Source organism: Cupriavidus taiwanensis LMG 19424, from assembly GCF_000069785.1.
In the GTDB taxonomy this organism is placed as follows: Bacteria; Pseudomonadota; Gammaproteobacteria; order Burkholderiales; family Burkholderiaceae; genus Cupriavidus; species Cupriavidus taiwanensis.
On the sequence record NC_010530.1, the window covers coordinates 1,226,732 to 1,251,292 of the forward strand.

Annotated in this window: 27 protein-coding genes; 7 read left to right on the forward strand and 20 right to left on the reverse strand. The window is 70.1% G+C overall.

Annotated elements, in window-relative coordinates; translation table 11 throughout:
- The first annotated feature begins 14 nt into the window (after positions 1–14).
- Positions 15–338, forward strand: coding sequence for a thioredoxin family protein (locus RALTA_RS21265; RefSeq protein ID WP_025581481.1), 324 nt, complete (start codon positions 15–17; stop codon positions 336–338).
- Between the two features lie 23 nt (positions 339–361).
- Here the strand turns inward: RALTA_RS21265 and RALTA_RS21270 are convergent, their stop codons facing one another.
- A complete protein-coding gene (locus RALTA_RS21270) occupies positions 362–793 on the reverse strand; it encodes a VOC family protein (RefSeq protein WP_012355993.1) in 432 nt (143 codons plus the stop codon).
- Positions 794–926: 133 nt separating this feature from the next.
- Between RALTA_RS21270 and RALTA_RS21275 the strand changes: the two genes are divergently transcribed.
- Positions 927–1,820 carry a LysR family transcriptional regulator gene (locus tag RALTA_RS21275; protein WP_012355994.1) on the forward strand — a complete coding sequence of 298 codons (894 nt, stop codon included), beginning with the start codon at positions 927–929 and terminating at the stop codon, positions 1,818–1,820.
- Here the strand turns inward: RALTA_RS21275 and RALTA_RS21280 are convergent.
- The 6 genes from RALTA_RS21280 to RALTA_RS21305 all read right to left on the reverse strand — a co-directional run bounded on the left by RALTA_RS21280 (position 1,817) and on the right by RALTA_RS21305 (position 7,397).
- Complete coding sequence (locus RALTA_RS21280) at positions 1,817–2,152, reverse strand: cupin domain-containing protein (RefSeq protein WP_012355995.1); 336 nt, start codon at positions 2,150–2,152, stop codon at positions 1,817–1,819. The genes RALTA_RS21275 and RALTA_RS21280 overlap by 4 nt on opposite strands.
- 125 nt (positions 2,153–2,277) lie before the next feature.
- Positions 2,278–2,619 (reverse strand): hypothetical protein, encoded by a 342-nt coding sequence (locus RALTA_RS21285; protein ID WP_012355996.1) that lies wholly within the window; start codon positions 2,617–2,619, stop codon positions 2,278–2,280.
- 177 nt (positions 2,620–2,796) lie between these two features.
- Positions 2,797–4,260, reverse strand: coding sequence for an efflux transporter outer membrane subunit (locus RALTA_RS21290; RefSeq protein WP_012355997.1), 1,464 nt, complete (start codon positions 4,258–4,260; stop codon positions 2,797–2,799).
- Complete coding sequence (locus tag RALTA_RS21295) at positions 4,257–5,165, reverse strand: efflux RND transporter periplasmic adaptor subunit (protein WP_012355998.1); 909 nt, start codon at positions 5,163–5,165, stop codon at positions 4,257–4,259. Before RALTA_RS21295 ends, RALTA_RS21290 begins: the two co-directional genes overlap by 4 nt.
- Positions 5,162–5,380 (reverse strand): DUF1656 domain-containing protein, encoded by a 219-nt coding sequence (locus RALTA_RS21300; protein ID WP_012355999.1) that lies wholly within the window; start codon positions 5,378–5,380, stop codon positions 5,162–5,164. Before RALTA_RS21300 ends, RALTA_RS21295 begins: the two co-directional genes overlap by 4 nt.
- A 25-nt stretch (positions 5,381–5,405) precedes the next feature.
- Positions 5,406–7,397, reverse strand: a complete 1,992-nt coding sequence (locus RALTA_RS21305; RefSeq protein ID WP_012356000.1) for an FUSC family protein — start codon at positions 7,395–7,397, stop codon at positions 5,406–5,408.
- 197 nt (positions 7,398–7,594) lie between these two features.
- On the opposite strand from RALTA_RS21305, the gene RALTA_RS21310 reads away from it, so the two are divergent.
- Entirely contained in the window at positions 7,595–8,500 is a 906-nt protein-coding gene (locus tag RALTA_RS21310; RefSeq protein ID WP_012356001.1) for a LysR family transcriptional regulator, read from the forward strand.
- Positions 8,501–8,510: 10 nt separating this feature from the next.
- On the opposite strand, the gene RALTA_RS21315 is transcribed toward RALTA_RS21310, so the two are convergent.
- The 3 genes from RALTA_RS21315 to RALTA_RS21325 all read right to left on the reverse strand — a co-directional run bounded on the left by RALTA_RS21315 (position 8,511) and on the right by RALTA_RS21325 (position 12,775).
- Positions 8,511–9,089, reverse strand: a complete 579-nt coding sequence (locus tag RALTA_RS21315) for a hypothetical protein (protein ID WP_012356002.1) — start codon at positions 9,087–9,089, stop codon at positions 8,511–8,513.
- Positions 9,090–9,359: 270 nt separating this feature from the next.
- Positions 9,360–11,699, reverse strand: coding sequence for a cytochrome P450/oxidoreductase (locus RALTA_RS21320; protein ID WP_012356003.1), 2,340 nt, complete (start codon positions 11,697–11,699; stop codon positions 9,360–9,362).
- Between the two features lie 86 nt (positions 11,700–11,785).
- Positions 11,786–12,775 (reverse strand): Bug family tripartite tricarboxylate transporter substrate binding protein, encoded by a 990-nt coding sequence (locus RALTA_RS21325; protein ID WP_012356004.1) that lies wholly within the window; start codon positions 12,773–12,775, stop codon positions 11,786–11,788.
- 177 nt (positions 12,776–12,952) lie between these two features.
- Here RALTA_RS21325 and RALTA_RS21330 point away from each other — a divergent pair, with 177 nt between their 5' ends.
- Complete coding sequence (locus tag RALTA_RS21330; protein WP_012356005.1) at positions 12,953–13,783, forward strand: IclR family transcriptional regulator; 831 nt, start codon at positions 12,953–12,955, stop codon at positions 13,781–13,783.
- Between the two features lie 78 nt (positions 13,784–13,861).
- Here RALTA_RS21330 and RALTA_RS21335 read toward each other — a convergent pair whose 3' ends face one another.
- The 7 genes from RALTA_RS21335 to phnG are packed head-to-tail and all read right to left on the reverse strand — an operon-like array spanning position 13,862 to position 19,791.
- The gene (locus RALTA_RS21335) at positions 13,862–15,079 is read right to left on the reverse strand and encodes an alpha-D-ribose 1-methylphosphonate 5-triphosphate diphosphatase (RefSeq protein WP_012356006.1); all 1,218 of its coding nucleotides are present in this window, start codon (positions 15,077–15,079) and stop codon (positions 13,862–13,864) included.
- Between the two features lie 27 nt (positions 15,080–15,106).
- Positions 15,107–15,832 (reverse strand): phosphonate C-P lyase system protein PhnL, encoded by a 726-nt coding sequence (gene phnL, locus RALTA_RS21340; protein WP_012356007.1) that lies wholly within the window; start codon positions 15,830–15,832, stop codon positions 15,107–15,109.
- 5 nt (positions 15,833–15,837) lie between these two features.
- Positions 15,838–16,614, reverse strand: coding sequence for a phosphonate C-P lyase system protein PhnK (phnK, locus tag RALTA_RS21345; RefSeq protein WP_012356008.1), 777 nt, complete (start codon positions 16,612–16,614; stop codon positions 15,838–15,840).
- Positions 16,611–17,513: an alpha-D-ribose 1-methylphosphonate 5-phosphate C-P-lyase PhnJ gene (locus RALTA_RS21350; RefSeq protein ID WP_012356009.1), complete on the reverse strand. Its 903-nt coding sequence runs from the start codon at positions 17,511–17,513 to the stop codon at positions 16,611–16,613. The genes phnK and RALTA_RS21350 overlap by 4 nt, the downstream gene beginning before the upstream one ends.
- Positions 17,510–18,670: a carbon-phosphorus lyase complex subunit PhnI gene (locus RALTA_RS21355; protein WP_012356010.1), complete on the reverse strand. Its 1,161-nt coding sequence runs from the start codon at positions 18,668–18,670 to the stop codon at positions 17,510–17,512. Before RALTA_RS21355 ends, RALTA_RS21350 begins: the two co-directional genes overlap by 4 nt.
- A gap of 1 nt (position 18,671) precedes the next feature.
- Positions 18,672–19,289: a phosphonate C-P lyase system protein PhnH gene (phnH, locus tag RALTA_RS21360; protein WP_041232547.1), complete on the reverse strand. Its 618-nt coding sequence runs from the start codon at positions 19,287–19,289 to the stop codon at positions 18,672–18,674.
- 1 nt (position 19,290) lies between these two features.
- Positions 19,291–19,791 (reverse strand): phosphonate C-P lyase system protein PhnG, encoded by a 501-nt coding sequence (gene phnG, locus RALTA_RS21365; protein ID WP_041232548.1) that lies wholly within the window; start codon positions 19,789–19,791, stop codon positions 19,291–19,293.
- Between the two features lie 178 nt (positions 19,792–19,969).
- Between phnG and phnF the strand changes: the two genes are divergently transcribed.
- The 3 genes from phnF (at position 19,970) to phnN (ending at position 22,143) form a co-directional block, all read left to right on the forward strand.
- Entirely contained in the window at positions 19,970–20,704 is a 735-nt protein-coding gene (gene phnF / locus RALTA_RS21370; protein ID WP_012356013.1) for a phosphonate metabolism transcriptional regulator PhnF, read from the forward strand.
- Positions 20,705–20,830: 126 nt separating this feature from the next.
- On the forward strand, positions 20,831–21,556 hold the full coding sequence (locus tag RALTA_RS21375; protein ID WP_012356014.1) for a DUF1045 domain-containing protein: 726 nt from the start codon (positions 20,831–20,833) through the stop codon (positions 21,554–21,556).
- Positions 21,553–22,143 (forward strand): phosphonate metabolism protein/1,5-bisphosphokinase (PRPP-forming) PhnN, encoded by a 591-nt coding sequence (gene phnN, locus RALTA_RS21380; RefSeq protein ID WP_012356015.1) that lies wholly within the window; start codon positions 21,553–21,555, stop codon positions 22,141–22,143. The genes RALTA_RS21375 and phnN overlap by 4 nt, the downstream gene beginning before the upstream one ends.
- 2 nt (positions 22,144–22,145) lie before the next feature.
- Here phnN and RALTA_RS21385 read toward each other — a convergent pair whose 3' ends face one another.
- The 3 genes from RALTA_RS21385 to phnD form a co-directional block, all read right to left on the reverse strand.
- A complete protein-coding gene (locus tag RALTA_RS21385; protein WP_012356016.1) occupies positions 22,146–22,607 on the reverse strand; it encodes a GNAT family N-acetyltransferase in 462 nt (153 codons plus the stop codon).
- A gap of 5 nt (positions 22,608–22,612) precedes the next feature.
- Positions 22,613–23,425, reverse strand: a complete 813-nt coding sequence (gene phnE, locus RALTA_RS21390; RefSeq protein ID WP_012356017.1) for a phosphonate ABC transporter, permease protein PhnE — start codon at positions 23,423–23,425, stop codon at positions 22,613–22,615.
- A gap of 108 nt (positions 23,426–23,533) precedes the next feature.
- Positions 23,534–24,535, reverse strand: coding sequence for a phosphonate ABC transporter substrate-binding protein (gene phnD, locus RALTA_RS21395; protein ID WP_012356018.1), 1,002 nt, complete (start codon positions 24,533–24,535; stop codon positions 23,534–23,536).
- Between the last annotated feature and the right edge of the window lie 26 nt (positions 24,536–24,561).

The window sequence follows — 24,561 nt, forward strand, 5'->3', positions numbered from 1 at the left end:
TGAAAGGAAACACCATGCCGATGACCCAACACTACGCGGCCACCGAGCCGACCCGCACCGAAGTGGACACGCTGTCCGGCGCCACCGTGCTGGAGTTCGGCGCCCCCTGGTGCGGCTACTGCCAGCGGGCACAGCCGGCGCTGGCCGAGGCCTTTGCCGTGCATCCCGACCTGCGCCACCTGAAGATCGAAGACGGCAGCGGACGTCCGCTGGGCCGGTCCTTCCGCATCAAACTATGGCCGACGCTGGTATTCCTGCGCGACGGCCAGGAAGTGGCCAGGCTGGTGCGCCCGACCGAAGCGCAGCCGATCCGCGAGGCGATGCGCCGCATTGCCTGACCACTGCAGGCGCCCCCGCCGGCTTACTTGGCGAACACCTGGCTCAGATCGCCGAATGCCTTGAACTCCAGCGCGTTGCCCGACGGGTCCAGGAAGAACATGGTCGCCTGTTCGCCGACCTGGCCCTTGAAGCGCACGTGCGGCTCGATCACGAACTGCGTGCCGGCCGCCCGCAGCCGGGCGGCCAGCGCCTCCCATTGGTCCATCGGCAGGATGGCGCCGAAATGGCGCACCGGCACGTCGTCGCCGTCGACGGCGCTGGTGGCACCGTGGCCGCATTCCTCGGGCGACAGATGGGCCACTACCTGGTGTCCGTAGAAGTTGAAATCCACCCACGCTTCGGAACTGCGGCCTTCCGGGCAACCCAGCAAACCGCCATAGAAACGCCGTGCCTCGGCCAGGTCGCGCACGGGAAACGCCAGGTGGAACAAGGGGATTGGGGAAGTCGTGCTCATGGGGCTTGGTCAGGAGAGGGAAAGGGTTTGACGGGGTTTGACGGGGCTGGCCTGCCGGTGCGTTGATTGTAGTCAGCACAACCCTTAATATGAAGCGAATCATTTTTGCCCTGAGCATCGAAAATTTTTATAAATGATCCGCTACTTCCAGACCTTCCTGACGGCTGCCGAAGCTGGATCGTTTTCCGCCGCGGCGGCGCGGCTGGCGCTGACCCAGTCGGCCGTCAGCACGCAGATCCGGCGCCTTGAAGAAGACCTCGACTGCCGCCTGTTCGAGCGCACCGGCAAGTCGGTCGTGCTCAGCGAAGCCGGGCACCGGTTGCTGCCGGAAGCGCGGCGCCTTGTCGAGCTTTACGCCGCAATGAAGGACCGCGCCGGCCCGCACGCCGATGCCGCGCCGGTGGAGCTGGGCGCGGTGTCGACGGTCCAATCCACCTTGCTGGCCGAGGCCATGCGGCATTTCCGCGAGCGCTTTCCTGACTCGCACGTGAATGTGGTGCCCGGCATGTCGACCCAGCTGCTGACGCAGGTCGATGCGCGCGAGCTGGATGTGGCCGTGCTGATCCGGCCGCGGCTGGGCTTGCCGCCGGAACTGAAGTGGGTGCCGCTGGTGCGCGAGCGCTTCGTCGGCATCGCGCCGGCCGGTGCGCCGCGGGAACTGCGCGCGCTGGTCGAGGCGCTGCCGTTTATCCGCTACAACCGCCACAGCACCGGCGGCCAGCTGGTGGATCAATACCTGAAGCGGCAACGGCTGTGGGTCAGGGAAGGGATGGAACTGGACGAGCCGGCGGTGATCCTGCAGATGGTGGCGGCGGGCCTGGGCTGCGCCATCATTCCGGCCGAACTGGTGCCGCTGCGCGAGGCGGCCGGCGTGGTACAGGTGCCGCTGCCGGGCGGGCCGCTCTATCGCGAGGTGGGTGTGCTGGTGCGGGAATCGGCGCTGCGCCGCGCGCCGGTCGAGGCGCTGATCGACGCCTTCGTGGCTGCCAGCGCGCGCCGGCAGCTCACCGAGGCGCACGAAGGCTAGCGGCTGCCGGGCAATACCATCGTGACCAGCACCGAGGCATCGGACACCGCCGTCACGTCGTAGCGCACGCAGGGCCCGAGGTAAAGCAGGTCGCCCTGGTGCAGCTGGCGTTCGCTGCCGTCCACGCGCACGCGGACCTCGCCTTCCAGGCATTGCACGGTCATGGGTCCATCCACGGCATGCGGGGGTACATGCTTGCCGGCCTTCAGCACCAGCCGCATGACTTCGAGGGGACCTTCCTTGAACAGGGCCTGGGTGGCGGTCTGGTCCAGCCGCGCGCCCAAAGGCAGCACGCTGGCGATCTGTCCGGAAGCAAGATGGGGAAGGGACATGCGCGGCTCCTCGCGGTGTTGTGGGGTGGCTTGTCAGGCGCGCCGGCGCCGGGCGGCGGCACGCTTTCTCAATCTAGCACCGGAGCGCGCGTATCCGTAGCACGCAGCGTGGTGTCGCAGCCAGATCAGGCCGCGGCGGACGCGCGTGCGCGGCGATGGGCTGGCGCCTCTGACACACCGCTGCGGTCCATGCCCGCGATATCCAGGCCGGCCGCACGGTGGGCACCGTCGGAGAACGGATCACGCTGATCGTTGACGCGCGCGCCATCGGTGAAGGGGTCGCGCTTGTCGTTGACGCGCGCGCCGTCGGTGAACGGATCGCGCTTGCCGTTGTGCAGGACGTAGCCATGGCGGTCACCGGCTACGCCGCGGTCGTTCAGGCCTTGTGCCAGGGCAGGGGTGGCGGCAGCGATGGCGGCAAGGGAGAGGGACGTGGCAAGAAGGGCTTTGAGAGCGTTTTTATGCATGTCTGCTGTTTTTAGGTGGGGACGGCTGGCCCGCGAGGGGCCGCGCAGGCATGGCGGGTTTGCCGCCTGCGCCGTCCGGGTTCGCCTTTTGGGCGGTGCCGCGTGGAGATTTGCGCAGCACGGGGACGAAGTTTAGGTCAGTGAAACTATTCCCGTGATGATTTAACTGTCCACTATTCAGTCGTTTTTTTCATCCATCGTCCCGGGGACGACAGCTAGCCTGCGGGCGGTCTGCCAGCCGCCCCCCAGGGCCAGGAACACGTCGACCTGCCGCCCGGCAACCTCGCCCGCTGAAGCCGCCAGGGCAGCCTGTGCGGCGGCGAGGTCGCGCTCGGCGTCGAGATGCGCCAGCCAGGGCACGCGCCCTGCCTGCCACAGCCGGCGCTGCTGCTGCGCAACCTGCGTGGCGTGCTCGCTGGCGGCGTGCAGCGCCGCGTGGCGTTCCCGTTCGCGCGAGTAGGCCGACAGCGCGGTCTCGGTCTCCTGCAGGGCGCGCAGCACCACGCCGTCAAAGCGCGCCAGCGCGGCATCGGCGGCGGCTTCCAGGCCGTGGATGCGATGCCGCACGCCGTTGGTGGGCCAGCTCCAGCTCACCAGTGGTCCCAGGCTCCAGCGTGCCGTGGGCCCGCTGCCCAGATGGCTGAGCACGCCGGTCAGTCCGGCGCTGGCGCCGATGCGGATCGACGGATACAGGTCTGCCGTGGCCACGCCGATGCGAGCGGTGGCCGCAGCGAGTTCCCGCTCGGCCTGGCGCACATCGGGCCGCCGGCGCAGCAGCGCGGCGCCGTCGCCAACCGGCAGTGGCGCGCGCAGCGCGGGCTCGGCATCGCAGGCGACGTCGGCATCCGGCAGCGTCGCCGGCGCCTGGCCCAGCAACAGCGCCAGCCGGTAGCGCGCGGCGCTGCGCGCGGCTTGCAGCGGGGGCAGCGTGGCGCGCAGCGCTTCAGTGCGGGCACGCTCGCGCGCCACCTCGGCAGGCTCGGCGCGGCCCGCGGCAAGCAAGCGGCGGGTGGCGTCCAGCGTGCGCTGCTGCACTGCCAGCTGTTGCCCCGCGGCGTGCAGCGCGTGCGTCGCGGCGCAGCCTTGCACGTAGGCGCGCACGGTTTGCGCGGCCACGGCGACGCGCACCATGTCGAGCGTCGCCTCGCTGGCCTGCGCGCCGGCCAGCGCGGCCTCGTCGGCGCGCGCCAGCTTGCCGAAGAAGTCGATCAGATACGAGGCGCCGAGGCCCAGGTCGCCCAGGTTGAACACCGGCGGCTGGGCCTGCTGCAAGAAGCTCTCGCCCGACAGCTGCGCGCGCGCAACGCTGGCGCCGGCGCTGCCCTGCGGCAGGTTTTCGGATTCCACTTCGTGCAGCAGCGCCAGCGCGCGGCGCAGGTTGGCGCTGGCGGCGCGGATGTCGGTGTTTGCCGCCAGCGCCTTCGTGATCAGCCGGTCGAGCCGTTCGTCGTCATAGAGGCGCCACCAGTCATCGGGCACGGGCGCGATCGCGACGTGCGGTGCCTGCGCACCTTGCAGCGGGCCATTGGCCACGGCATCGCGCACCGCCGCGCGATCGGGCACGCGATAGTCCGGTCCCACTGTCGTGCAGGCACTCAGGTAGGCGCACAGGCATGCCGCCCAGGCGCTGCGCGGCCTCACGATCGCGGCCCCGTGCGCCGCGCGGCGCCAGGGTCGGGAGCCGGCTCGCGCACGGCCACCGTAGCGGTGCGGCCCGAGACCAGGCGCACGTCGGCCGGCACGTCTTCCAGCGCGATGCGCACCGGCACGCGCTGGGCCAGCCGTACCCAGTTGAAAGTGGGATTGACGTTGGGCAGCAGGTTGGAACCCGCGCTGCGGTCGCGGTCCTCAATGCCGGCGGCGATGCTCTGGACATGGCCGCGCAGGCGGCGGGGCTCGCCCATGATATGCACGTCCACGGGGTTGCCGACGTGGATGCGGTGCAGCTTGGTTTCCTCGAAATAGCCTTCCACGTGGAAGGAGCCGGCGTCGACCATCGACAGCACCGGTCGCCCGGTTGACACGTAGTCGCCCAGCCGCGGCAGCCGGTCGTTGAGGTAGCCCGCCACCGGGCTGCGCACGCTGGTGCGTTGCAGGTTCAGCCGGGCCAGCCGCACCGCGGCTTCGGCCTGCGCCAGCGCGGCCTGGCCCTGCTCGACGCGCGCACGCCCTTGCTCCGCGACTTCGGCGGCGACCACGCCGTCCAGGCTGTGGTTGCGTGCGGCCTCGCGCCGTGCCTGCGCCAGCGCGGCACGCTGGGTCGCCAGCGTCGCCAGCGCCTGCTCCAGGGCGAGCGCGTAGCGGTCGCGGTCGATCTCGAACAGCAGCTCGCCGGCCTGGACGTACTGGTTGTCGCGCGCCACCACGCGCGTGACCAGGCCCGATACGTCGGGCGCCACCTGGACGATGTCGGCACGCACGTGGCCGTCGCGGGTCCAGGGCGCGGCGGTGTAGTAGTCCCACAGGTGGCGCAGCACCAGCAGTGCGGCGATGGCGGCCATCAGCGTCGGCAGCACGGGAAGCAAGGGTCGGAGTCGGAAGGTCATGACGGCAGTCCTGGCACCGCGGCAAAAACGGCGGCCACGGCGCCCAGGACGATCACATAGAGGGAAAGGTTGAACAGCGAGCGATGCCAGATGTGCCGGTAGCAACCCAGCGCGGCCAGCACGATGCGCACGGCCGTGGCCACGGCAAAGGCCAGCACGGCCAGCACCAGCACACCGGGCACGAATACGCCGTAGAGGTCGATTTCACTAAGCATGGGGAGCAGCGCGCAGGCCTGGGGATCAGCGGGACGGGGTCATGGCGAGGGCGGGCAGCAGCGTGACCCGCAACACCACCAGCGCGCCCAGCGTGCCGCGCTGGCCGGTGGGGCCGCTGGCCGCCATGGACGCCATGGCGTCGTCCACGGCGGCGGCCAGGCGTGCTGACACCGGGACGCGATGGCCCGCGCGCAGTTGCGCGCGGAAATGCCGCGCCAGCGCGGCCAGCACGCGGCGCACCGGCTTGCGCGCTGGCTGCGGCAAGTCCGGCAGCGCCCTGCGCAGTGCCAGCGCGCAATAGCCGACCTGCAGCGCATGGAAGCCGTCCGCGGACAAAGCGTCGCCGGCCGCGCCCAGGCGCGGCACCAGTTGCCCCAGCCGGTCCAGCATGCGCGCGCCCAGCCGCGCATCGCCATCGGCGGCACGCAACGTGGCGGCCTGCGCCAGGTCGCGCCAGCTGGCGCGCACCAGCCGGCGCGCTGCCGCGCGGGCGCCGAACGGGCGTGTCGCCACCGACCAGAGCGGCGCGAACAACATGGCCGCGGCGCTGGCCAGGCAGGTATTGAAGATGGCGAGGAAATCCGCGTCGAACACAGCCTGCACGTTGGCGAACGCGGCGGTGTTGACCGACAGCAGCATCGCGATCAGCTGGAACCCCGGCCGCGCCACCAGCAGGCCGATGCCTAGATAGGGCAGCGCCAGCATCGCCGCCAGCGCTTCAAAGGTGTGCGCATGCGGCACCACCAGGAACAGGTAGCCGGACGAGATTGCCAGGCACACCGCGCTCCAGCGCGCGAAGGCGCCGGCCATGCGCCGCGGCTCGTCGACGGCGGCAAAGAAGCAGCAGGCGATCGACGCCACGACTACCGCCCCGGCGCCGTCCTCCCAGCCCGAGAAGATCCACAGCAGCCCCGCGCAGAACACCGCGAGTCCGCTGGACACCGCGCCGAACAGCAGCATGCCGTGGTCATGGTGGTGGCCGGCCGCTTCCGGCCCGGATTCTCCAAGGGCCGGCGGCGTGCCGGCGCTGCGGTCGCCGATGCCTTGCTGCAGCGCGCGGCATTCGGCGTACAGCGCGCACAGGCGCTGCAGCTGGTCGGCTGCCGTGGCGGCAAGTCCGTCATGCCAGCCGCGCGCGCCGGGGCGGGACGGGACCCCGCAGCCTTCGAGGGCCGCGGGAGGGGCCGTGGCCGCATCGCTGCCGAGCCATGCCGCCGTCGCCGCCAGCGCTTCGCGCAGCTCGGGCGGGATGCCGTCGGCGTGGCCGCGCAGCGCCTGCAGCACGCTCTCGAGCGACGACAGCAGCGGCATCAGCATGGTCATGCGCCGGCGCAGCGCGCGCGCATGGCGCAGCGTGTAGCTGCCTTCGGTGTCATAGGCCAGCTGGCTGATCAGCTGGTCAAGTTGCAGAATGTCGGCGGCAAGCCGGTGGCGGCTGTGATCGGCGCGCGGGCTGCCGCCGAGGATGTCGGCGGCCCAGGCCGCGGCGTCGGCCAGCCACGTGGCGGCGCGCGCCCGCAGCGCGGGGGCGACCCTGGCCGGAAACACCACCGAGCCCACCAGCCCGGCGCAGACGATGCCGATCACGATCTCCTCGATCCGTGCCACGGCGATGTCGAAGATCTGCGCCGGCTGGCTGACCGCGGGCAAGGCCACGATCGGCAGCGTGTAGGCGGCCAGCAGGCACACGTAGCTGCGCGGCGTGCGCTGCAGCAGCGAGAGGTACACCAGCACGCTGATCCACAGCGCGATCGCGCCCATCAGCACGAGCGGCATGTTGACCAGCTGCGGCACCGTCGCCACCGCCGCGGTGGCGCCCAGCACCGTGCCGGCGACGCGGTACGCCGCCTTCGAGCGGGTCGCGCCGGTGAGCGGATGCGAGACGAAGTACACCGTCGCCATCGCCCAGTACGGCCGCGCCAGGCCCAGCGCCAGCGCAAGGTAAAGCGCGAGCATGGCGGCAGCGAATGCCTTCAGCGAAAACAGCCACTGTCGTGCATTCGGCCAGCTAGCCATGGAGCGGGGTCTTGAAGGGAAGGTTGGGGGCGCGTGCCGCCGCCTGCCGCTCCGCGCTTCATTGGGGGCGCGGTTTGGGCAGGGGCGGCATGTTGGGAGCGAAGTGTAGCGCCCCCTTTCGCATTCCATTCATGATTTAATATTGGCTTTCCCATTCGCGTTATTCATGGAGCGGCGGGCCCGCCCTCCACGCCAACATGCCCATCGATATCCGCGCACTGCGTTATTTCGTCGAGACTGCGCGGCTGCGCAGCTTTACCCAGGCCGCCTCGTCGCTGTTCGTGACCCAGTCCACCATCAGCAAGATGGTCCGGCAACTCGAGGATGAAATCGGCCAGCCGCTGCTGATCCGCGAAGGCAAGAGCGTGCGCCTGACCGATGTGGGCCGCGTGGTGTACGAGCGCGGCCAGGAGGCGCTGGGCGTGGTGCACCGGCTGACGCTGGAGGTCTCCGACCTGTCTTCGCTGGGGCGGGGGCAGTTGACGGTCGGCATCCCGCCGATGGTCAACCTGTTTTTCTCGCCGGCGGTCAGCGCGTTCCGGCAGCGCTATCCCAACCTGTCACTGACGCTGGACGAGCACGGCGGGCAGGTGGTGGAACAACTGGTGGCCAGCGGCGAGCTCGAGGTGGGCGCCACCGTGCTGCCCGGAGACAGCGGCCTGTCGCTGGAAACGCGCCAGTTCGGCCGCTATCCGATCTGGGCGGTGGGGCCGCGCAAGGCGGCCTGGGCGCGCGGGCGCACCGTGTCGCTGGCGGCGCTGCGCGACGAGCCGCTGGTGATGCTGACCGAAGATTTTTCGCTGACGCGCAAGCTGCGGCAGGCCTTTCTGGAAGCCCGCATCGAGCCGCGCGTGGTGGCGCGCAGCGGGCACTGGGACTTCCTGGCGTCGATGGCGGCGGCGGGGCTGGGCACCACCTTCCTGCCCCAGCCGCTGGCCGAGCGCCTGCAGGCGCAGGACACGCTGGCCATGGCGCGCCTGACCGAACCCGCGGTGGACTGGACCATGGCCCATATCTGGTCGCCGGGGCGCTACCTGTCGCACGCCGCGCGGGCGTGGCTCGCGGTATGCGAAGAGGTACTGGGGACCGGGCGAGCGGGCTGAGTCCGCCGGCTCACTTGCCGCGGCACTGGTCGGGCGGGATGTCGAGCAACACCAGCGGCTTCTGTCCGGCCGCATAGTGATAGCGCAGCCGGATTCCGAGCTTGCCCAGCACCGGCACATCCGGGTTGCGGCAGATGCCACGCTCCAGGATGGGCTTGGCGGTGGCCATGAAATCACGGGTATCGTCGCGGCTCGCATCGATGCCGGAGACCTTCAGGTGAAAGTCGACGATCTTGCCCGGCCGCGCCACGCAGCCGTCAAAGCGCGTGGTGTCGTCGAGATCGACCGGGCCGGCGCGCATCAGCTCCTGGCAGGCCAGGCGCAGTTGCCGGTCGGCGTCGCCGGTGGTCAGGCGGGTGACGCCGTGCATGCCGGTCGGCTTGCCGCGCACGGTGCCCAGCAGCAGCGTGGCCAGCTCGGACAGCGGCGGCGCGGCCACGGTCGCGGCCTGTGTGGCGGCTTGTGTGGCGGATGGTGTGGCGGGAAGAGCAAGTGTCGTGGCCAGCAACGACAGGTGGACGGCGGTGCGGCGCCAGCGGCAGAGAGCGGGGACGGGAACGGCGTGGACGGCGGCGGGGTCAGGGGGCATGACGCAGACAGTACGGGGGCGGCGGTTGCGCTGCTACTTTAGCCCTGTGTCCTTGTGGCCGTTGTCAGGCGTTGTCCTACGCCGCAACGTGGGCTTGCCGTGGCGGGCCTGGTCTGGCATGGCAGCGTTAGACTCGCGGCTTGATCAGCCGGCGTGCCGCCGGAGTCCTTCCAGGCGCTGGCGTTCGACGGCGCCTGCCTGGTCGGAACCGTCAGTTACCACGGCGAGTTACCACGACGCCTTCAACGCCACGGCCTGAGGCCGGCGCGCTCAGAGTTCCAGCACCAGGCGGCCGCCGCCACAGGCGCGCGAGCAGCACGCCATCATGCGGTGGTTGGCGTCGCGCTCGGCGCGCGTCAGCACCACGTCGCGGTGGTCGACCTGGCCGGCCAGCACGCGCACCTCGCATGAGCCGCACAGGCCTTCCTCGCAGTCGCTCTGCACGTCGATATTGGCGCCGCGCAGCGCGCCCAGCAGCGTCTGCCCCGCCGGCACTTCCAGCACCAGGCCGGAATCCTTCAGCTCCACGGTGAAGGCCTGTTCCTTCGACGCATCCAGGGAGCCCAGCCGCGAGACGAAATGCTCCACGCGCAGCGCGTCCGCCGGCCACGCCATGCAGCATTCGGCCAGCGCATCCAGCAGCCGCTGCGGGCCGCAGGCATAGATCTGGGTGTCCGCGTCAGGCTGCCCCAGCAGCTTGCCGAAGTTGGCACGCCGGCCTTCGTTACTGGCATGGACATGCAGGCGCGCGCCGTGCAGCGCCTGCAGTTCGTCCAGCATGGCCATGGCCTGGCGTGAACGCCCGCAGTAATGGAAGGTGTAGTCGATGCCAAGCGCGCGGGCACGGCGCGCCATCGCGCTCACCGGCGTGATGCCGATGCCGCCGGCGATGAAGATGGCCCGCCGGCATTGTTCGTCGAAGCGGAAATGGTTGCGCGGTCCGCGGATGCGCAGGCGGTCGCCGGCCCTGACGTGGTCGTGGACCCAGGCGGAGCCCCCGCGGCTGGCGGGATCGCGCAGTACCGCGATCTCCAGCGCCGCGGCGTCGTCCGGATCCCCGCACAGCGAATACTGGCGCGACAGCCCGGTGTCGCCGCATTCCACGTCGATATGCGAGCCCGGCGCCCAGCGCGGCAGCGGCTTGCCGTCCGGCGCGGCCAGCCGCAGCCGGAGCACGCCGTCGGCGGCGGGCGTGGCGCGCTCGACCACCACCGTGCGGGCGATGGTGTGCGCCGACGGCTCGCCGATGCGCACCGGCTGGCGCACTGCCAGCAGGGCGGGGTCGCGGCGCTCGGGGTTCTGCGCGGGATCCCATTCCACCAGCAGGTGCTCCGGGCCGCGGAACGAGGTGTTGGGCACGTAGGTGAAGGTCTGCTCGGCCAGCCGCATATGCGGCAGCCTGCGCGTCAACTCTTCCAGGAAGACCTGCATTTCCATGCGCGCCAGGTTCTTGCCCATGCACTGGTGCGAGCCGTAGCCGAACGTCAGCTGCTCGCTGGCGTTGTCGCGGCGGATGTCGAACAGGTCGGCATCGGCGAAATGGCGCTCGTCATGGTTGGCCGACGAGGTCACGATCAATAGCTTGCTGCCCGCCGGCAGGCGGATGCCGCCGACTTCGGCGTCGCGCGTGACCAGCCTGCGCCACGCCGCGACAGAGCCGTTGTGCCGCAGGCACTCCTCGACCGCATTGGGGATCAGCGCCGGGTCTTCGCAGAGCTCGCGCCACGCGTCGGGATGCTGCAGCAACAGCTTGATGGCGTTGGCCGAGGCATTGGCGGTGGTCTCGTGCGCGGCGACGATGCCCGCCATCATCATCGAATGCAGGTAGGAGTCCGTCACCACCTCGGGCAGCTCCTTCTGCTTGCGCAGCCCGTACTGCATCCAGCCGGGGCCGGACGGGTCTTCGCGCATCTTGTCGAGGATGCGGCCGGCCAGCTGCCAGAAGTTGCCCACGGCGTGCGCCACCGCGACCTGTTCCTCCGGCTTCGGCCGGCCCCAGGTATTGACGGTATGGGCGATGGAGTACTGCCGCAGCAGGTCCATGTCTTCTTCGGGAACGCCCAGGAAGTGCAGCGCCACCGTCAGCGGCACCTCCCACAGCATCTGGTCGACCAGGTCGGCGCGGCCATCGTCGATAAAGCGGTCGACATACTCGCGCGTGAGGCGCCGCACCAGCGGCTCGTGGTGCGCCAGTTCGGCAGGCGTGAACGGCGCCATCAGCGCACGCCGGCGCGGCATGTGGGCGGGCTCGTCCTCGTTGACCAGCGTGCGGTTCATGGCGTAGCCATAACTGGCCAGCACGGCGTTGGCCTCGTCGCCGGTGGGCGTGATCTTCTCAAGCGCAATCGACGGGCTGAAGGTCAGGTTGTCGCGGAAGATGGCCTTGATGTCGTCGTAGCGCGTGACCACCCAGTAGCCCAGCTGCGGGCTGTAGAACACCGGCTCCTGCTCGCGCGACCAGCGCACGTATTCGGGCGGATCCTGCTGGTAGCCGTCGCCGAAGGGGTCGAACTGCGCCGCGTTGTGGCTGACCGGGCAGCCGTTGGGCGCGGTGAGCATACTGTGGTCGATCGGGCAGCCGCGTGCGGCGCCGGGCGAGGGGGTGGTCATGCTACGTACTCCTGGCAGACTTCGAAGCCTGGCAAAAAACGCTGCCGCCCGGGCGCGCCGGACGGCCAGCGGTGTTGCGGCCGGACTCAGTTGTCCAGCGTGATCTTCAGGTCGCGAATCAGCTTGGTCCAGCGGCCGGACTCGCTGCGCAGCAGCTCGCTGAACTGCGCCGGCGTGTTGCCCACGGGCTCGACGCCAAAGTCCACCAGCCGCTTGTTGACCGCCGGCTCGCGGATGGCCGCGACCACGTCCTTGTTCAGCGTGTTGATCACCTCCGGCGGGGTGCCGGCCGGCACCACCATGCCGACCAGCGCGGCGGCTTCGACGCGCGGAAAGCCCAGCTCGGCGAAGGTCGGCACGTCGGGCAGCTGCGGCAGGCGGGTGGCATTGGCCACGGCCAGCGGGCGCACCTTGCCGCCCTTGATGAAGCCGGCGCCGGCGGCGTAGTCGACCATCATCGCGGCGACCTGGCCGGCGGCCACGTCGGACAGCGCCGGCGCGGCGCCACGGTACGGGGCATGCGTCATGGACAGGCCGGTTTCCACCTTCAGCAGTTCCATTGCCAGGTGGTGCGGGCTGCCCGCGCCGGCCGATCCGTAGTTGATGCCGCCCTGCGTGGCCTTGGCCTGCGCGATGAACTCCTTGGCGCTCTTCGCCGGGCTGGCGGCGCCCACCACCAGGATCATCGGGAAGCGTCCCAGCAGCGTCACCGGCGCCAGGTCCTTGCCGGGATGGTATGACAGCGACTTGTACAGCACGGGATTGAACACCAGCGTGCCGTTGTCGGCAGACAGCACGGTATAGCCGTCGGCGGCGGCGCGCGCGGTCTCGGCCGCGCCGATGGCGGTATTGCCGCCGGGCTTGTTGTCCACCACCACCGGTTGCCCGACCTTGGCCGACAGGCCCTGGCCGATGGTGCGTGCCAGGAAATCGGAGCCGCCGCCGGCGGCGTACGGGACGATCCAGCGGATCGGCTTGGCGGGATAGGGATCCGCGGCGTGAGCCGGTGCCAGCACCGGCAGGGTCAGCGCGCCGATGGCGAGGCGCACGGCAAGGGCAAGGTGGGGGCGGGGCATGTTGTCTCCTGAAGGATGAACCGGGATCCTGGCCCGGTGTTTTCTGTTTTGCGTAAATCATATACGCATTGCGTAATGATTGAATGCGGGTTAACCTTGAACAGGCCGCACGTGACGGTGTGGCATCGTCCGCTGTCGCCGTGAACCCCCGCACGCTTCGCGTAGCTCCGTCCCGCCATGCCCGGATCCAAAGCCTCTGCCCCCGTCATCGAAACCGCCACGACGCGCACCCGCGAACGGCGCCAGCGCGTGCAGTCGGCCGTCACCGGCATGGCCGTATTGAAGGGCCTGGCCCGGCTCGGCGGACGCGCCAGCCTGACTGCGCTGGCCGCCCATATCGACGAAAGTCCGGCCAAGGTGCACCGCTACCTGGTCAGCCTGGTGGAAGAAGGCCTGGTGGCGCAGGAACCGGGCACGCAGCAGTACCACCTTGGCTTCGAGGCATTGCAGATCGGCATGGCCGCGATGCGCCAGGCCGACCCGATCCGGCTGGCCGAAGCCTCGCTGGTGCGCCTGCGCGAGACCCTGGAGGTGACCTGCTTTGTCGCGGTGATGGGCAACAAGGGCCCCACCATCATGCGCTTCGAGGAACCAGGACTGCCGGTGACGGTGAACGTGCGCGCGGGCTCGGTGATGCCGCTGCTGTGGTCCGCCACCGGGCGCGTGTTCCTGGGCCTGCTCGATGAAAACGGCGTACACGCGCAGGCCAGGGAAGAGCTGGCGGCGGCCAGCCCGGCGCGGCTGGCGCAGCTCGATGCCAGCGACCCCATCGGCGCGTTGCGCCGCGCGGTGCAGGCCGACGACTGCGCCTGGGTGCGCGACACCAACCTGACCGGCATCAGCGCGGTGGCGGCGCCGGTGCGCGACTACACCGGGCGTGTGTGCGCGGTGCTGACCGCGCTCGGCGCCACGGGCGGCTTCGACCCCGCCATCGACGGGCCCATCGGCAGCGCCGTGCGGCGCGAGGCGCGCGCGGTCAGCGCGGCACTGGGGTTCAACCCGGCGTGACGCCGGCCGCCGGCGCATCCGGGCGCAACGCAGGACAGGCGCTCGGCACCTCCGCGTTGATGCACTCCGGCTGGCCGGTCACGCGACCTCGCGCAGCGCCGTCCGGCGCGGCACGGCCGCCTCGCCGGCAGGCCGCAGCGACGGATAACCCGCCGCAAATACCAGCCGCCCGGCCGACCACGTGTGCGTGACCATCGGCTGGCCTGCCACCTCGGAAACCGCAATCACGTCGGCGCGCAGGCCCGGCGCCAGGCGGCCGCGGTCGGCCAGTTGGCAGGCATCGGCGGGGTGGGCGGTGACCAGCGCCAGCGCCTGGTTCAGCGGCAGCCCGGCCTGGCGCCCGGCGGCATACGTGGCGGCGATCAGGGTGGACGGCTGGTAGTCCGAGCACAGGATGGTGCCGGCGCCGGCCCGGATCGCGTCGATGGCGCGCATCGATCCGCTCTGGCTCTTGCCGCGCAGCACGTTGGGCGCGCCCAGGATGGTCGGCAGCGCACGGGCGCAGGCGGCCTGCGCGGTCTCCAGGTTGATCGGGAACTCGCTCATGCGCACGCCCAGCGCATGCATGGCGGCGATGCGCTGCGGCGAGTCGTCGTCGTGGCTGGCAGTGGGAATGCCCAGCGCGTGCGCCGCCGCCACCAGCCGGTTGACGCGCTCGTGCGCGCCCTCCATCGCGGCGGCCTTCTTGCGGGCGGCATCCGCGGCCGCGTCGCGGCTCATGCCGTGGTTGCCCATCATGTAGGCCAGGTAGGCGTCCATGGTCTTGAACTGGCCCTGGCCGGGCGAGTGGTCCATCACCGAGAGCAGGTCGACCACGCCTTCTGCCATCAGCGCTTCCAGCACTGGCACGGCGCCGGCGTCGGCCACTTCGTAGCGGCAGTGGACGCGGTTGTCGACCAGGCTGTGTTCGCGGTAGGCGGCGATCGTGCGCACCACCGTGGCCGCGGTGTCGACGTTGCGCACGCCGAACTGGTTGCCGGCGAACGACAGCGCGTGATAGGGCGTGGTGATGCCGGCCGCGGCGTTGCGGCGGTCGACCTGCGCCACGGCGAAGTCCAGCGGAAACAGCACGCTGGCGCGCGGCTCCACCTCTTTCTCGATGGCATCGCAATGCACGTCCACCAGGCCGGGCATCACGGTGTGGCCATGCAGTTCAACCACGGCGGCGTGCGCGGGCACGGCCGCGGGCGCCGGCTCGATCGCCGCGATGCGGCCATCCTCGATCAGCAGCGCGCTGTCATGCAGCACGCGGTCCGGCAGCACCAGGGTGGCGTGGGTCAGGTAGGTCGCAGGCATGTCTGGCTCCGTTCGGGGCGGTTCGGTTCAGGCGAGGGCGGTGGCGGGTTGCAGCGGCAGCAGGCGCGTGGCGACGGCATCGCGCACGGCTTCGTCGTGGAAGATGCCGATCAGCGCGCGGCCCTCGGCCAGCGCGTCGCGGATCAGCGCGACCACCACGGCGCGGTTTTCGGGGTCCAGCGAGGCGGTGGGCTCGTCCAGCAGCAGGATCGGATGGCCGCCGATCAGGCCGCGCGCGATATTGACGCGCTGCTGTTCGCCGCCGGAGAAGGTGGCCGGCGGCAAGTCCCACAGCCGGCGCGGCAGGTTCAACCGCGCCAGCAGTTCGGCCGCGCGGGTGCGCGCCTCGTCCTGGCTGGCGCCGCGCTGCCGCAGCGGATCGGCCACCACGTCGAGCGCGCCCACGCGCGGGATCGCGCGCAGGAACTGGCTGACATAGCCGATCACGTCGCGGCGCAGCTGCAGCACACGCTGTTCGCTGGCGTCGACCAGCTCGACCCAGGGAGCGCCGTCGGCGCTGGTATTGCGCAACCGGATGCTGCCTTCGGTGGCGAGGTAGTTGCCGTACAGGCAGCGCAGCAGCGTGCTCTTGCCGGTGCCGGACGGTCCGGACAGCACCAGGCATTCGCCGCGCGCGGCATCGAAATCGATCGCGCGCAACACCGGCAGCCGGATGCCGCCCTGGTTGTGCAACGTAAACATCTTGCCGAGGCCGCGCACCTCGACCAGCTTCTGTGGTTGTTCTGCGTGCATCGTGCTCAGCCCTGCAGGATGGAAGAAACCAGCAACTGCGTGTACGGATGCTGGGGATCGTCGAGGATCTGGTCGGTCAGGCCCTGCTCGACCACGCGTCCGCCCTGCATCACCAGCGTGCGGTGCGCCAGCAGCCGGGCCACGGCCAGGTCGTGCGTGACCAGCACCGCGGCCAGGTCCAGGTCCGCCACCAGGCGGCGCAGCAGGTCCAGCAGCCGCGCCTGCACCGACACATCGAGCGACGCGGTGGGCTCGTCCATGAACACCAGGCGGGGGTGCGTGACCAGGTTGCGCGCGATCTGCAGCCGCTGCTGCATGCCGCCGGAGAACGTGCCGGGCACGTCGTCCAGCCGCGCCAGGTCGATCTCCATCTTCTCCAGCCAGTTGCCGGCGACTGCGCGCAAGTTGCCGTAGTGGCGCTCGCCCACGGCCATCAGCCGCTCGGCGATATTGGCGCCGGCGCTGACCTGCATGCGCAGGCCGTCGCGCGCATGCTGCCGCACGAAGCCCCAGTCGGTGCGCGCCAGCAGCCGCAGGCGCGCGCTGGACAAGGTGGCGAGGTCGGTCAGGCCGGATTCGCGCATGGCGTACCTGACCGTGCCGCGCTGCGCCGGTGCCTGCATCGACAGCGCCTGCAGCAGCGTGCTCTTGCCGGAGCCCGACTCGCCCACCACGCACAGCACTTCGCCCGGGTACAGGTCGAAACTGACGTCATGGCAGCCGTGCAGGCCGTCCCAGGTGCGCGTCAGGTTGCGCACCGACAGCAGTGGCGCGGCGCTCATTGCGCATCTCCGGCAGCGGACTCGACGGCCTGCGCCGCCTGGCGGCCCGCGCAGTACTCGGTATCCGAGCAGACGAACCGGCGCGTGCCGGCGTCGTCGGTGATGATCTCGTCCAGGTAGCTGTCGGTGGCGCCGCACTGCGCGCAGCAGTTGGACCACGACTCCACGGTGAAGGGGTGGTCGGCAAAGTCGAGGCTCTTGACCGTGGTGTAGGGCGGCACCGCGTAGACGCGCTTTTCGCGGCCGGCGCCGAACAGCATCAGCGCCGGGCTGCGGTCCAGCTTGGGGTTGTCGAACTTGGGGATCGGCGAAGGCCGCATCATGTAGCGCTGGTTGACGATCACGGGATAGTCGTAGGTGGTGGCGATGTGGCCGTGGCGGGCGATGTCCTCGTAGAGCTTGACGTGCATCGCGCCGTATTCCGCCAGCGCGTGCATGGTGCGGGTCTCGCCTTCGCTCGGCTCCAGCCAGCGCAGCGGCTCGGGAATCGGCACCTGGAACACCACGGTCTGGCCCGCGCGAAGCGGCGTTTCCGGAATGCGGTGGCGGGTCTGGATGATGCTGGCCCCGGCGGTGCGCTCGGTGGTCGGCACGCCGGTGACGCGGGCGAAGAAGCGGCGGATATTGATGGCGTTGGTGGTGTCGTCCGAGCCCTGGTCGATCACCTTGAGCACATCGTCCTTGCCGATGATCGCGGCGGTCACCTGGATGCCGCCGGTGCCCCAGCCGTACGGCAGCGGCATCTCGCGGCTGCCGAACGGGACCTGGTAGCCCGGGATCGCCACCGCCTTGAGCAAGGCGCGGCGCAGCATGCGCTTGGTCGATTCGTCGAGATAGCCGAAGTTGTAGTGCGCGTCGCGGGCAAGGCCCGCGGCCATGGTGGTGTCGGCGGCGCTCATGCCAGCGTCTCCTCTTGGGGCTGTGGCTGCGGTTGCTGTTGAGGTCGCGGCGGTGCCGCCGCGGGCGCAGTCATGGCGCTGTCCGGCGCGTCGGCGCCATCCGCGCGCAGCCGGCGCAGCAACTCCAGGTTGGCCTGGAAGTCCACGTAATGCGGCAGCTTCAGATGCTGCACGAAGCCAGAGGCCTCGACGTTGTCGCTGTGGTACAGCATGAACTCGATATCATTGGCCGGCGCGTCGGCGGCCTCGCCGAGCGCTTCGGCGCGCATGGCGCGGTCGGCCAGCGCCATCGACATAGCCTTGCGCTCGTTGTAGCCGAACACCAGCCCGTAGCCGCGCGTAAAGCGCGGCGCCTCGTCGGCATTGCCGGCGAACTGGCTCACCATCTGGCATTCGGTCAGCTCGATCTCGCCGACGGTGACGGCGAAGCCAAGCTCTTCGACAAACAGCTCCACCTCGGCCGTGCCGTAGCGGATCTCGGCCGCGAACGGGTGCGAGTTGCCGTAGCCGCGCTGGGTCGAGTAGCCCATCGACAGCAGGAAGCCCTCGTCGGCGCGCGCCAGGTTCTGCAGGCGCGCGGCACGGCCGGCGGGGAAGGTCAGCGGCTCGCGCGTCAAGTCTGGCGGCGCGGGGTCGCCTGCGGGGATCTCGTCGGCTTCGACCAGGTCGTCCGCTTCCAGCAGGCTGGTCACGCGCGGCATGGTCGCGGCCAGTGGCTGCTGCTCGGAGGGAAAAGGCTGAGGTGCGCGGCCAATCTCGAGCGAGAAATCCAGCAGCCGTTGCGTGTAGTCGTAGGTGGGCCCCAGCACCTGGCCGCCCGGCACGTCCTTGAAGGTCGAGGAGATCCGCCGCTGCAGGCGCATGGCGCCGGTATCGAGCGGCTGCGTATAGCCGAAGCGCGCCAGCGTGGTGCGGTAGGCGCGCAGCAGGAAGATGGCTTCGATCTGGTCGCCGGCGGCCTGCTTGAGCGCCAGCGCCGCCAGGTGCGGGTCATACAGCGAGCCCTCGGCCATCACGCGCGACACCGCCAGCGGCATCTGCTCGCGGATCTGTGCCAGCGTCAGCTCCGGCACCGCGGTATCGCCGCGGCGATAGGCGTCGAGCATCCGGTAGGAATTGAGGATGGCGCGCTCGCCCCCTTTGACGGCTACGTACATGTCAGTCCTCCACGATGGTGGTGCGCGTCAGTGCGCAGAACCGGTCGCCGCTGCACAGCAGCAGGTCCACGCCGAGCGGGAAGCCGGCGTTGTTGGCACGCCAGGCCGTGCGAAAGCCCGCGGGCAGGCCGGTCACGCGCAGCGCTTGCGTGTGCTCGATGCCGGGGCCGCGCAGCGTCAGGGTCTCGCCGTCGGTGAGCGAGGCCACTTCCACCAGCAGCGTGGCCGAACGGTCCGGGAAGGCGGGGTCGCCCTGCGCGCAGTCCGCGAGCGCCGGCATGGCATGACCTGCCGGCACGCAGACGAACGCCGCGGCGCCGGGCGCTTCCGTCAGCCGGCAGCCGCAGTGAAAGCGCAGGAATGCGCGCGCCGCGGCCGGCACGGCGGCGGGCAGCCAGACCGGCGAGTCGGCATCGGCAAGCGTCAGCAGCAGCGCGGCCAGCGCCGGCGAGAGCCCTTCGGGCAAGCCGCTGCGGGCCGGCAGCGCCTGCAGCTGGCCCGGGTGGGCAAAGGCCCGCAGCGCGGCGCGGAACACCTGCTGGGCGTCATCGACCGGATCGTTGAAGCCCGGCAGCAGCGCGGCGGCCGGCGTGGACAGCATGGGTTGATCCGGGTGCATCTCAGTCTTCTCCGCGGACCATGGTGAAGAACTCGACGCGCGTCTGCGCGGCCGTGGCCGCGGCGTGCGCGGCACGCGCCGCGTGTGCGTCGGCCAGCGGCGCGAGCACCAGGTCCTGCACGCTCTGGTGCCAGGCCGGACGCTGCAGCAGCGCGTCCAGCACCGCGGCCTGCTCGGCATGGCGCTCGCTCCGTCCCTGGACGTAGGCAACGCCAGCGGCCGCGTCGGCGGCGCCGTCCTCCAGCACGACCGTGCAGCGCGTGACCGTGATTTCCCCAAGGTTGAACTGGGCCCCGGTGCCGCCGGCGCGGCCCCGCACCATGGCCATGCCGGACTCCGGCTTGCGCAGCAGCCGGTAGGCGGGCAGGGTGTGCGCTTGCGCCAGCCGCTGGTAAGCGCCGTCGAGCGCATCGGTCGGCGCGGTGGCCAGGATCCGCAGCCAGTTGGCACGGGCGGCATGGGCGGCGGGCGCATCGGGCCGCGCGGTTTCGCTTTGCATCATCACCCCTATACGTCTATACGTTTAGATGTCGTTGCTGGAACACGCAGCCACTAGACCACAGGCAAATGAACGTTTCATGACGGGGCAGGGGATTGCTCGGGCACGCGGCCAGCGCGGCATGGCTGAGGCACAATCGCACGACATGGATTAACACTTGATGACAAGAGGACAGCGCACGATGTCGGATCGAGAAGTGGAACGGGGTTCGGGCGTCGCCGTCTGGCGCCAGATCGGCGAGGCGCTGGCGGACGACATCCGCAACAAGCTGTACCTGCCGGGCGAGCAATTGCCGCCGGAGCCCGAACTGGCCAGCCGCTTCGCCGTGAACCGCCACACCATCCGCCGCGCCATGGGCGAGCTGGAACTGAGCGGGCTGGTGCGGATCGAGCAGGGCCGCGGCACTTTCGTGCAGGAGCACGCGATCGACTACGCCATCGGACGCCGCACGCGCTTCTCGCAGAACCTGGCGGCGCAGGGCGTGCGCGGCCACACCGAGGTCGTCGCCAGCCAGGTGGTGCGCGCGCCGGAGGTGGCCAGACAACTGGGGCTGGCGCGCACCGCGGAGCTGCTCCATGTGCAGATGATCGGCAAGGCCGAGGACCGCACCATCGACGTGGCCGAGCATTACTTCGAGGTCAAGCGTTTTCCCGGCATCGACGAGGTGCTGCATGCCCGGCAGTCCGTGTCGCGGGCGCTCGCGCATTTCGGCATTGCCGATTACACGCGCAAGTGGTCGCGCATTACCGCGGCGATGCCCAGCGCGCCGGTGGCGCGCATGCTGAACCAGCCCAAGACGCGCCCGGTGCTGCAGGTGGAGGCGCTGAACGTCGATATCGACGGCAACCCGGTGCAGTACAGCGTGGTGCGCTTTGCCGGCGACTGGGTGCAGCTGACGGTGTCCGACGGTGACTGAAGCGCCGGCGCGGCATTGGTCTAGACATCCGGCTGTCATCTGCCTGCGCTACTGTCTGCGGTCAACCCCACCAAACCGGGGCAGTCTGCGCCTGCGCGCGCATGACACCGCTGGTAACCTTGCCGCATGACTCAAGCCGCGTACCGTTACGCCATCTACCTGTCGCCATCCGGCCCGCTGCGCACCTTCGGCAGCCAGTGGCTGGGGCGCGACGCCGACACCGGGGCCGCGCTGCCCCCGCCCGGCGACATGCCGGCCGTGCCGGCGGACTGGACCCGGGCACCGGCCCACTACGGCCTGCACGCCACGCTGAAGCCCCCGTTCCGGCTTGCCGCCGGCGCCAGTGGGGCGATGGTCGATGCCACCGCCCGCGCGCTTGCGCGCCGGCAGGCACCGTTCGACGCAGCGCTTGCGTTGCGCGCGCTGCGTGGTTTTGTCGCGTGGGGACTTGCCGATGGCGGCTCGGCGCCGATGCAGGCGCTGGCCGATGCCTGCGTGCTGGCCTTCGACCCCTTGCGCGCGCCGCCTTCTGCGCAGGAACTGGCCCGGCGCACGCCGCACCAGCTGAGCGAGGAAGAGCGCCGCATGCTTGACGCATGGGGCTATCCGTATGTGTTCGGCTCCTTCGTCTTTCATATCACCCTGACCGGCATGCTCGATGCCGCCAGCCAGCGCGCGGCGATGGCGCAACTGGAAGCCGCCAGCGGCAAGCTGCTGCAATCGCCCTTGCATGTCGACCGCCTCAGCGTGTTCGTGCAGCCCGCGGCGGGCGAAGACTTTGTCGCGGCCCGCCATTACGGCTTCGACGGCAGCATCACGGACGGCGCCGGCGCGGCGTACCTGGGCACATGAGCGCGGCGACCGTGGCCGACGGACACGGCCTGTTCTACCTGATGGGCCCGTCCGGCAGCGGCAAGGACTCGCTGCTGCGCGCGCTGCGCGAGCGCCTGGGAACGGATCACCGCATCGTCATCGCGCATCGCTACATCACCCGCGCGGCCGACGCCAACGAGGCCTCGGTGGCGCTGACGCCGGAAGAATTCCAGCGCCGCCGGGCGCTGGGCTGCCTGGCGCTGGACTGGCACAGCCACGGCCTGCACTACGGCATCGGCATCGAGATCGAGCAGTGGCTGGCGCGGGGCCTGACCGTCATCGTCAACGGCTCGCGCGAGTACCTGCCGCAGGCGGTGGCACGCTACCCCAGGCTGTGCGCGGTGCATGTGCGGGTGCGGCCGGACGTGCTGGCCCTGCGCCTGCGCCAGCGCGGACGCGAAGCGGAAGACGCGATTGCGAAACGGCTGGCCCGCGCGCGGCAGGCGTTCGCCGTGCCGCCCGGATGCCGGCTGGTCGAGATCGACAACAGCGGCGGACTGGACAGCGCGGTGGCGGCCCTGGCGCAACTGGTGGGCGCTGCACCTTCAGCGGCACGCCAGGCCTGAGTTCAGAGCCCGATGCTGAAGCTGATGCCGTGCTCGGCAAAGCCGAGCTGGCGATAGAACTGGTGCGCCCCCAGGCGTCGCGCATTGGATGACAGCGCCAGCTTGGCCGCACCGGCTTCGCGTGCCAGCCGCATCGCCTCGCGCATCATGGCCTTGCCGATGCCCATGCCGCGCGCGGCCGGCGCTACCACCACTGCTTCGACAATGGCCTCGGGACGACCGTCGTGGACCATCACCGGGAACACCAGCAGGCTGAAGGTGCCCAGCGGCACCTCATCCGCGCCCACCATCATGTAGCAGCGGTAGTCCGGATAGCGGCGCATGGTGGCATAGCGCTCGCGCATGGTGGCCAGCGGCAGCGGCGCTTCGCCGTCCATCGCGGCCAGCAGCGCGGACAGGTGCAGCAGCTCCGCGTCGGAGCCGCGCACTTCGCGCAGCGCCAGCGAGACTCCGGTGGCCGGCATGGCGTTCAGACCAGCACCCTGCGGATCTGGGCGGACAGGATGTCGATGGCCGAGACGAACACGATGATGATGATCATCACGGCACAGGTCTGCCCGTACTGGAAGCTGCGGATGATTTCCCACAGCACGGTGCCGATGCCGCCGGCGCCGACGATGCCCACCACCGACGCCGAGCGCACGTTGGACTCGAAGCGGTACAGCGCGAACGACAGCCACAGCGGCAGCACCTGCGGAATCACGCCGTAGACGATTTCCTCGATCGGACCGGCGCCGGTGGCGCGCACGCCCTCCACGGGGCGCGGATCGATGGCTTCGACGGCTTCCGCGAACAGCTTGGCCAGCACGCCGGTGGTGTGGATCCAGATCGCCAGCACGCCGGCGAACGGGCCCAGCCCGACGGCGACGATAAACAGCATGGCGAACACCATTTCATTGATGGCGCGGCAGGCATCCATGATACGGCGCGCGGGCTGGTAGACCCAGGCTGGCACGATGTTGGCCGAGCACAGCAGGCCCAGCGGCACCGCCATCACCACTGCCAGCGCCGTACCCCACAGCGCGATCTGCACGGTGACCAGCATCTCGTCGAGGTAATGGCGCCAGTCGCGGAAATCGGGCGGGAAGAAGTCCGCCGCGAACCTGGCCATGTTGTCGGAATCGCGCAGCAGGTCGAGCGGGCGCATGTCGGCGCCTTGCCACGACAGGGCAAGCATGGCCAGCAGCACCGCCCAGGTCAGCGGCACGGCAAGGGACGTGCGCGGCGGGCGCACATGGCTTCGGGGCGTGGGAGGCAGGCCAGGCGTGGCGGTGACAGTCATTGGAGCAGTCCGGGATCCGGCGGGGAGAGGTGAAAGCGGTGCGAGGCCGCGGCGGTGGGGCCGCCGGCCTCGACGGGACAGGAGCATGCGTGGGGTGCGGCGGGCCGGTTACTGCGTGCTGGTGGCTTTGCCTGCAGCCTTGTCCAGCTCCGCCAGGCGGCGCGACACGTCGGCCAGGCGCTTTTCCTTGTCGGCGGCGGCCAGGGTGGTGTCCGATTCGATCTTGGCCTTTTCGCGCGCCAGTTCGATCTGGCGGATCGGCACCAGCTGCGCATCGCTCGAGGGCCGGAAGCCCTGGTAGGTCAGGCTCGCCAGCACCTGCTTCTCGCGCGCCGCATCGGTGCCCTTGCCGTAGTTGACGAAGAAGCTCTGGATCGCCTTCTTCAGTTCGGGCGCCAGGTCCTTGCGGTAGACCATCGGGTCGGCCGGGATCAGCGGCGACTTCCACAGCACGCGCACCTGGTCATAGGCGTTCTTGCCCGTGTTGATGCGGTAGCGTTCCATGTTTTCGGTGTTGTTGACCGCCACGTCTACCTGCTTGTTCAGCACCGACAGCAGGTTGGTCTCATGGTTGCCGATGCGCACCGCCTTGAACAGCGTCTTGGGCTCGACCTTGTTGGCGCTCCACAGGTAGAAGCCTGGCACCGCCGTGCCCGAGGTGGAGTTCGGATCGCCAGCGCCGTAGGTCAGGTCCTTGCCGCGCCTGATCACATCCTCGACGCTTTTCAGGTCGCTGTCCTTGTTGACTACCAGCAGCGACCAGTAGCCCGGGTTGCCGTCCTTGTCGATCACCGAGGCAAAGACCTCGCCGCTGGCGCGGTCCACCGCTTCCATGGCCGACTTGTTGCCGAACCAGGCGATCTGCACCTTGTTGAAGCGCATGCCTTCGATGATGCCGGCATAGTCGGAGGCGAAGAACGGCTTGACCGGCACGCCCAGGGTCTTGCTCAGGTCGTCGATCAGCGGCTGCCAGGCGGTTTTCAGGTTCGACGACGATTCGGTCGAGATAAAGCCGATGTTCAGGCTCTTCGCCTCCTGGGCAAAGGCGGGCAGGGCGGGGAGGGCGACCGCGGCCGAGGCCGCGACGGCGATAAAGGTTCTGCGAAGCATGGGCAACTCCGGTGGAAAGCGGTTTT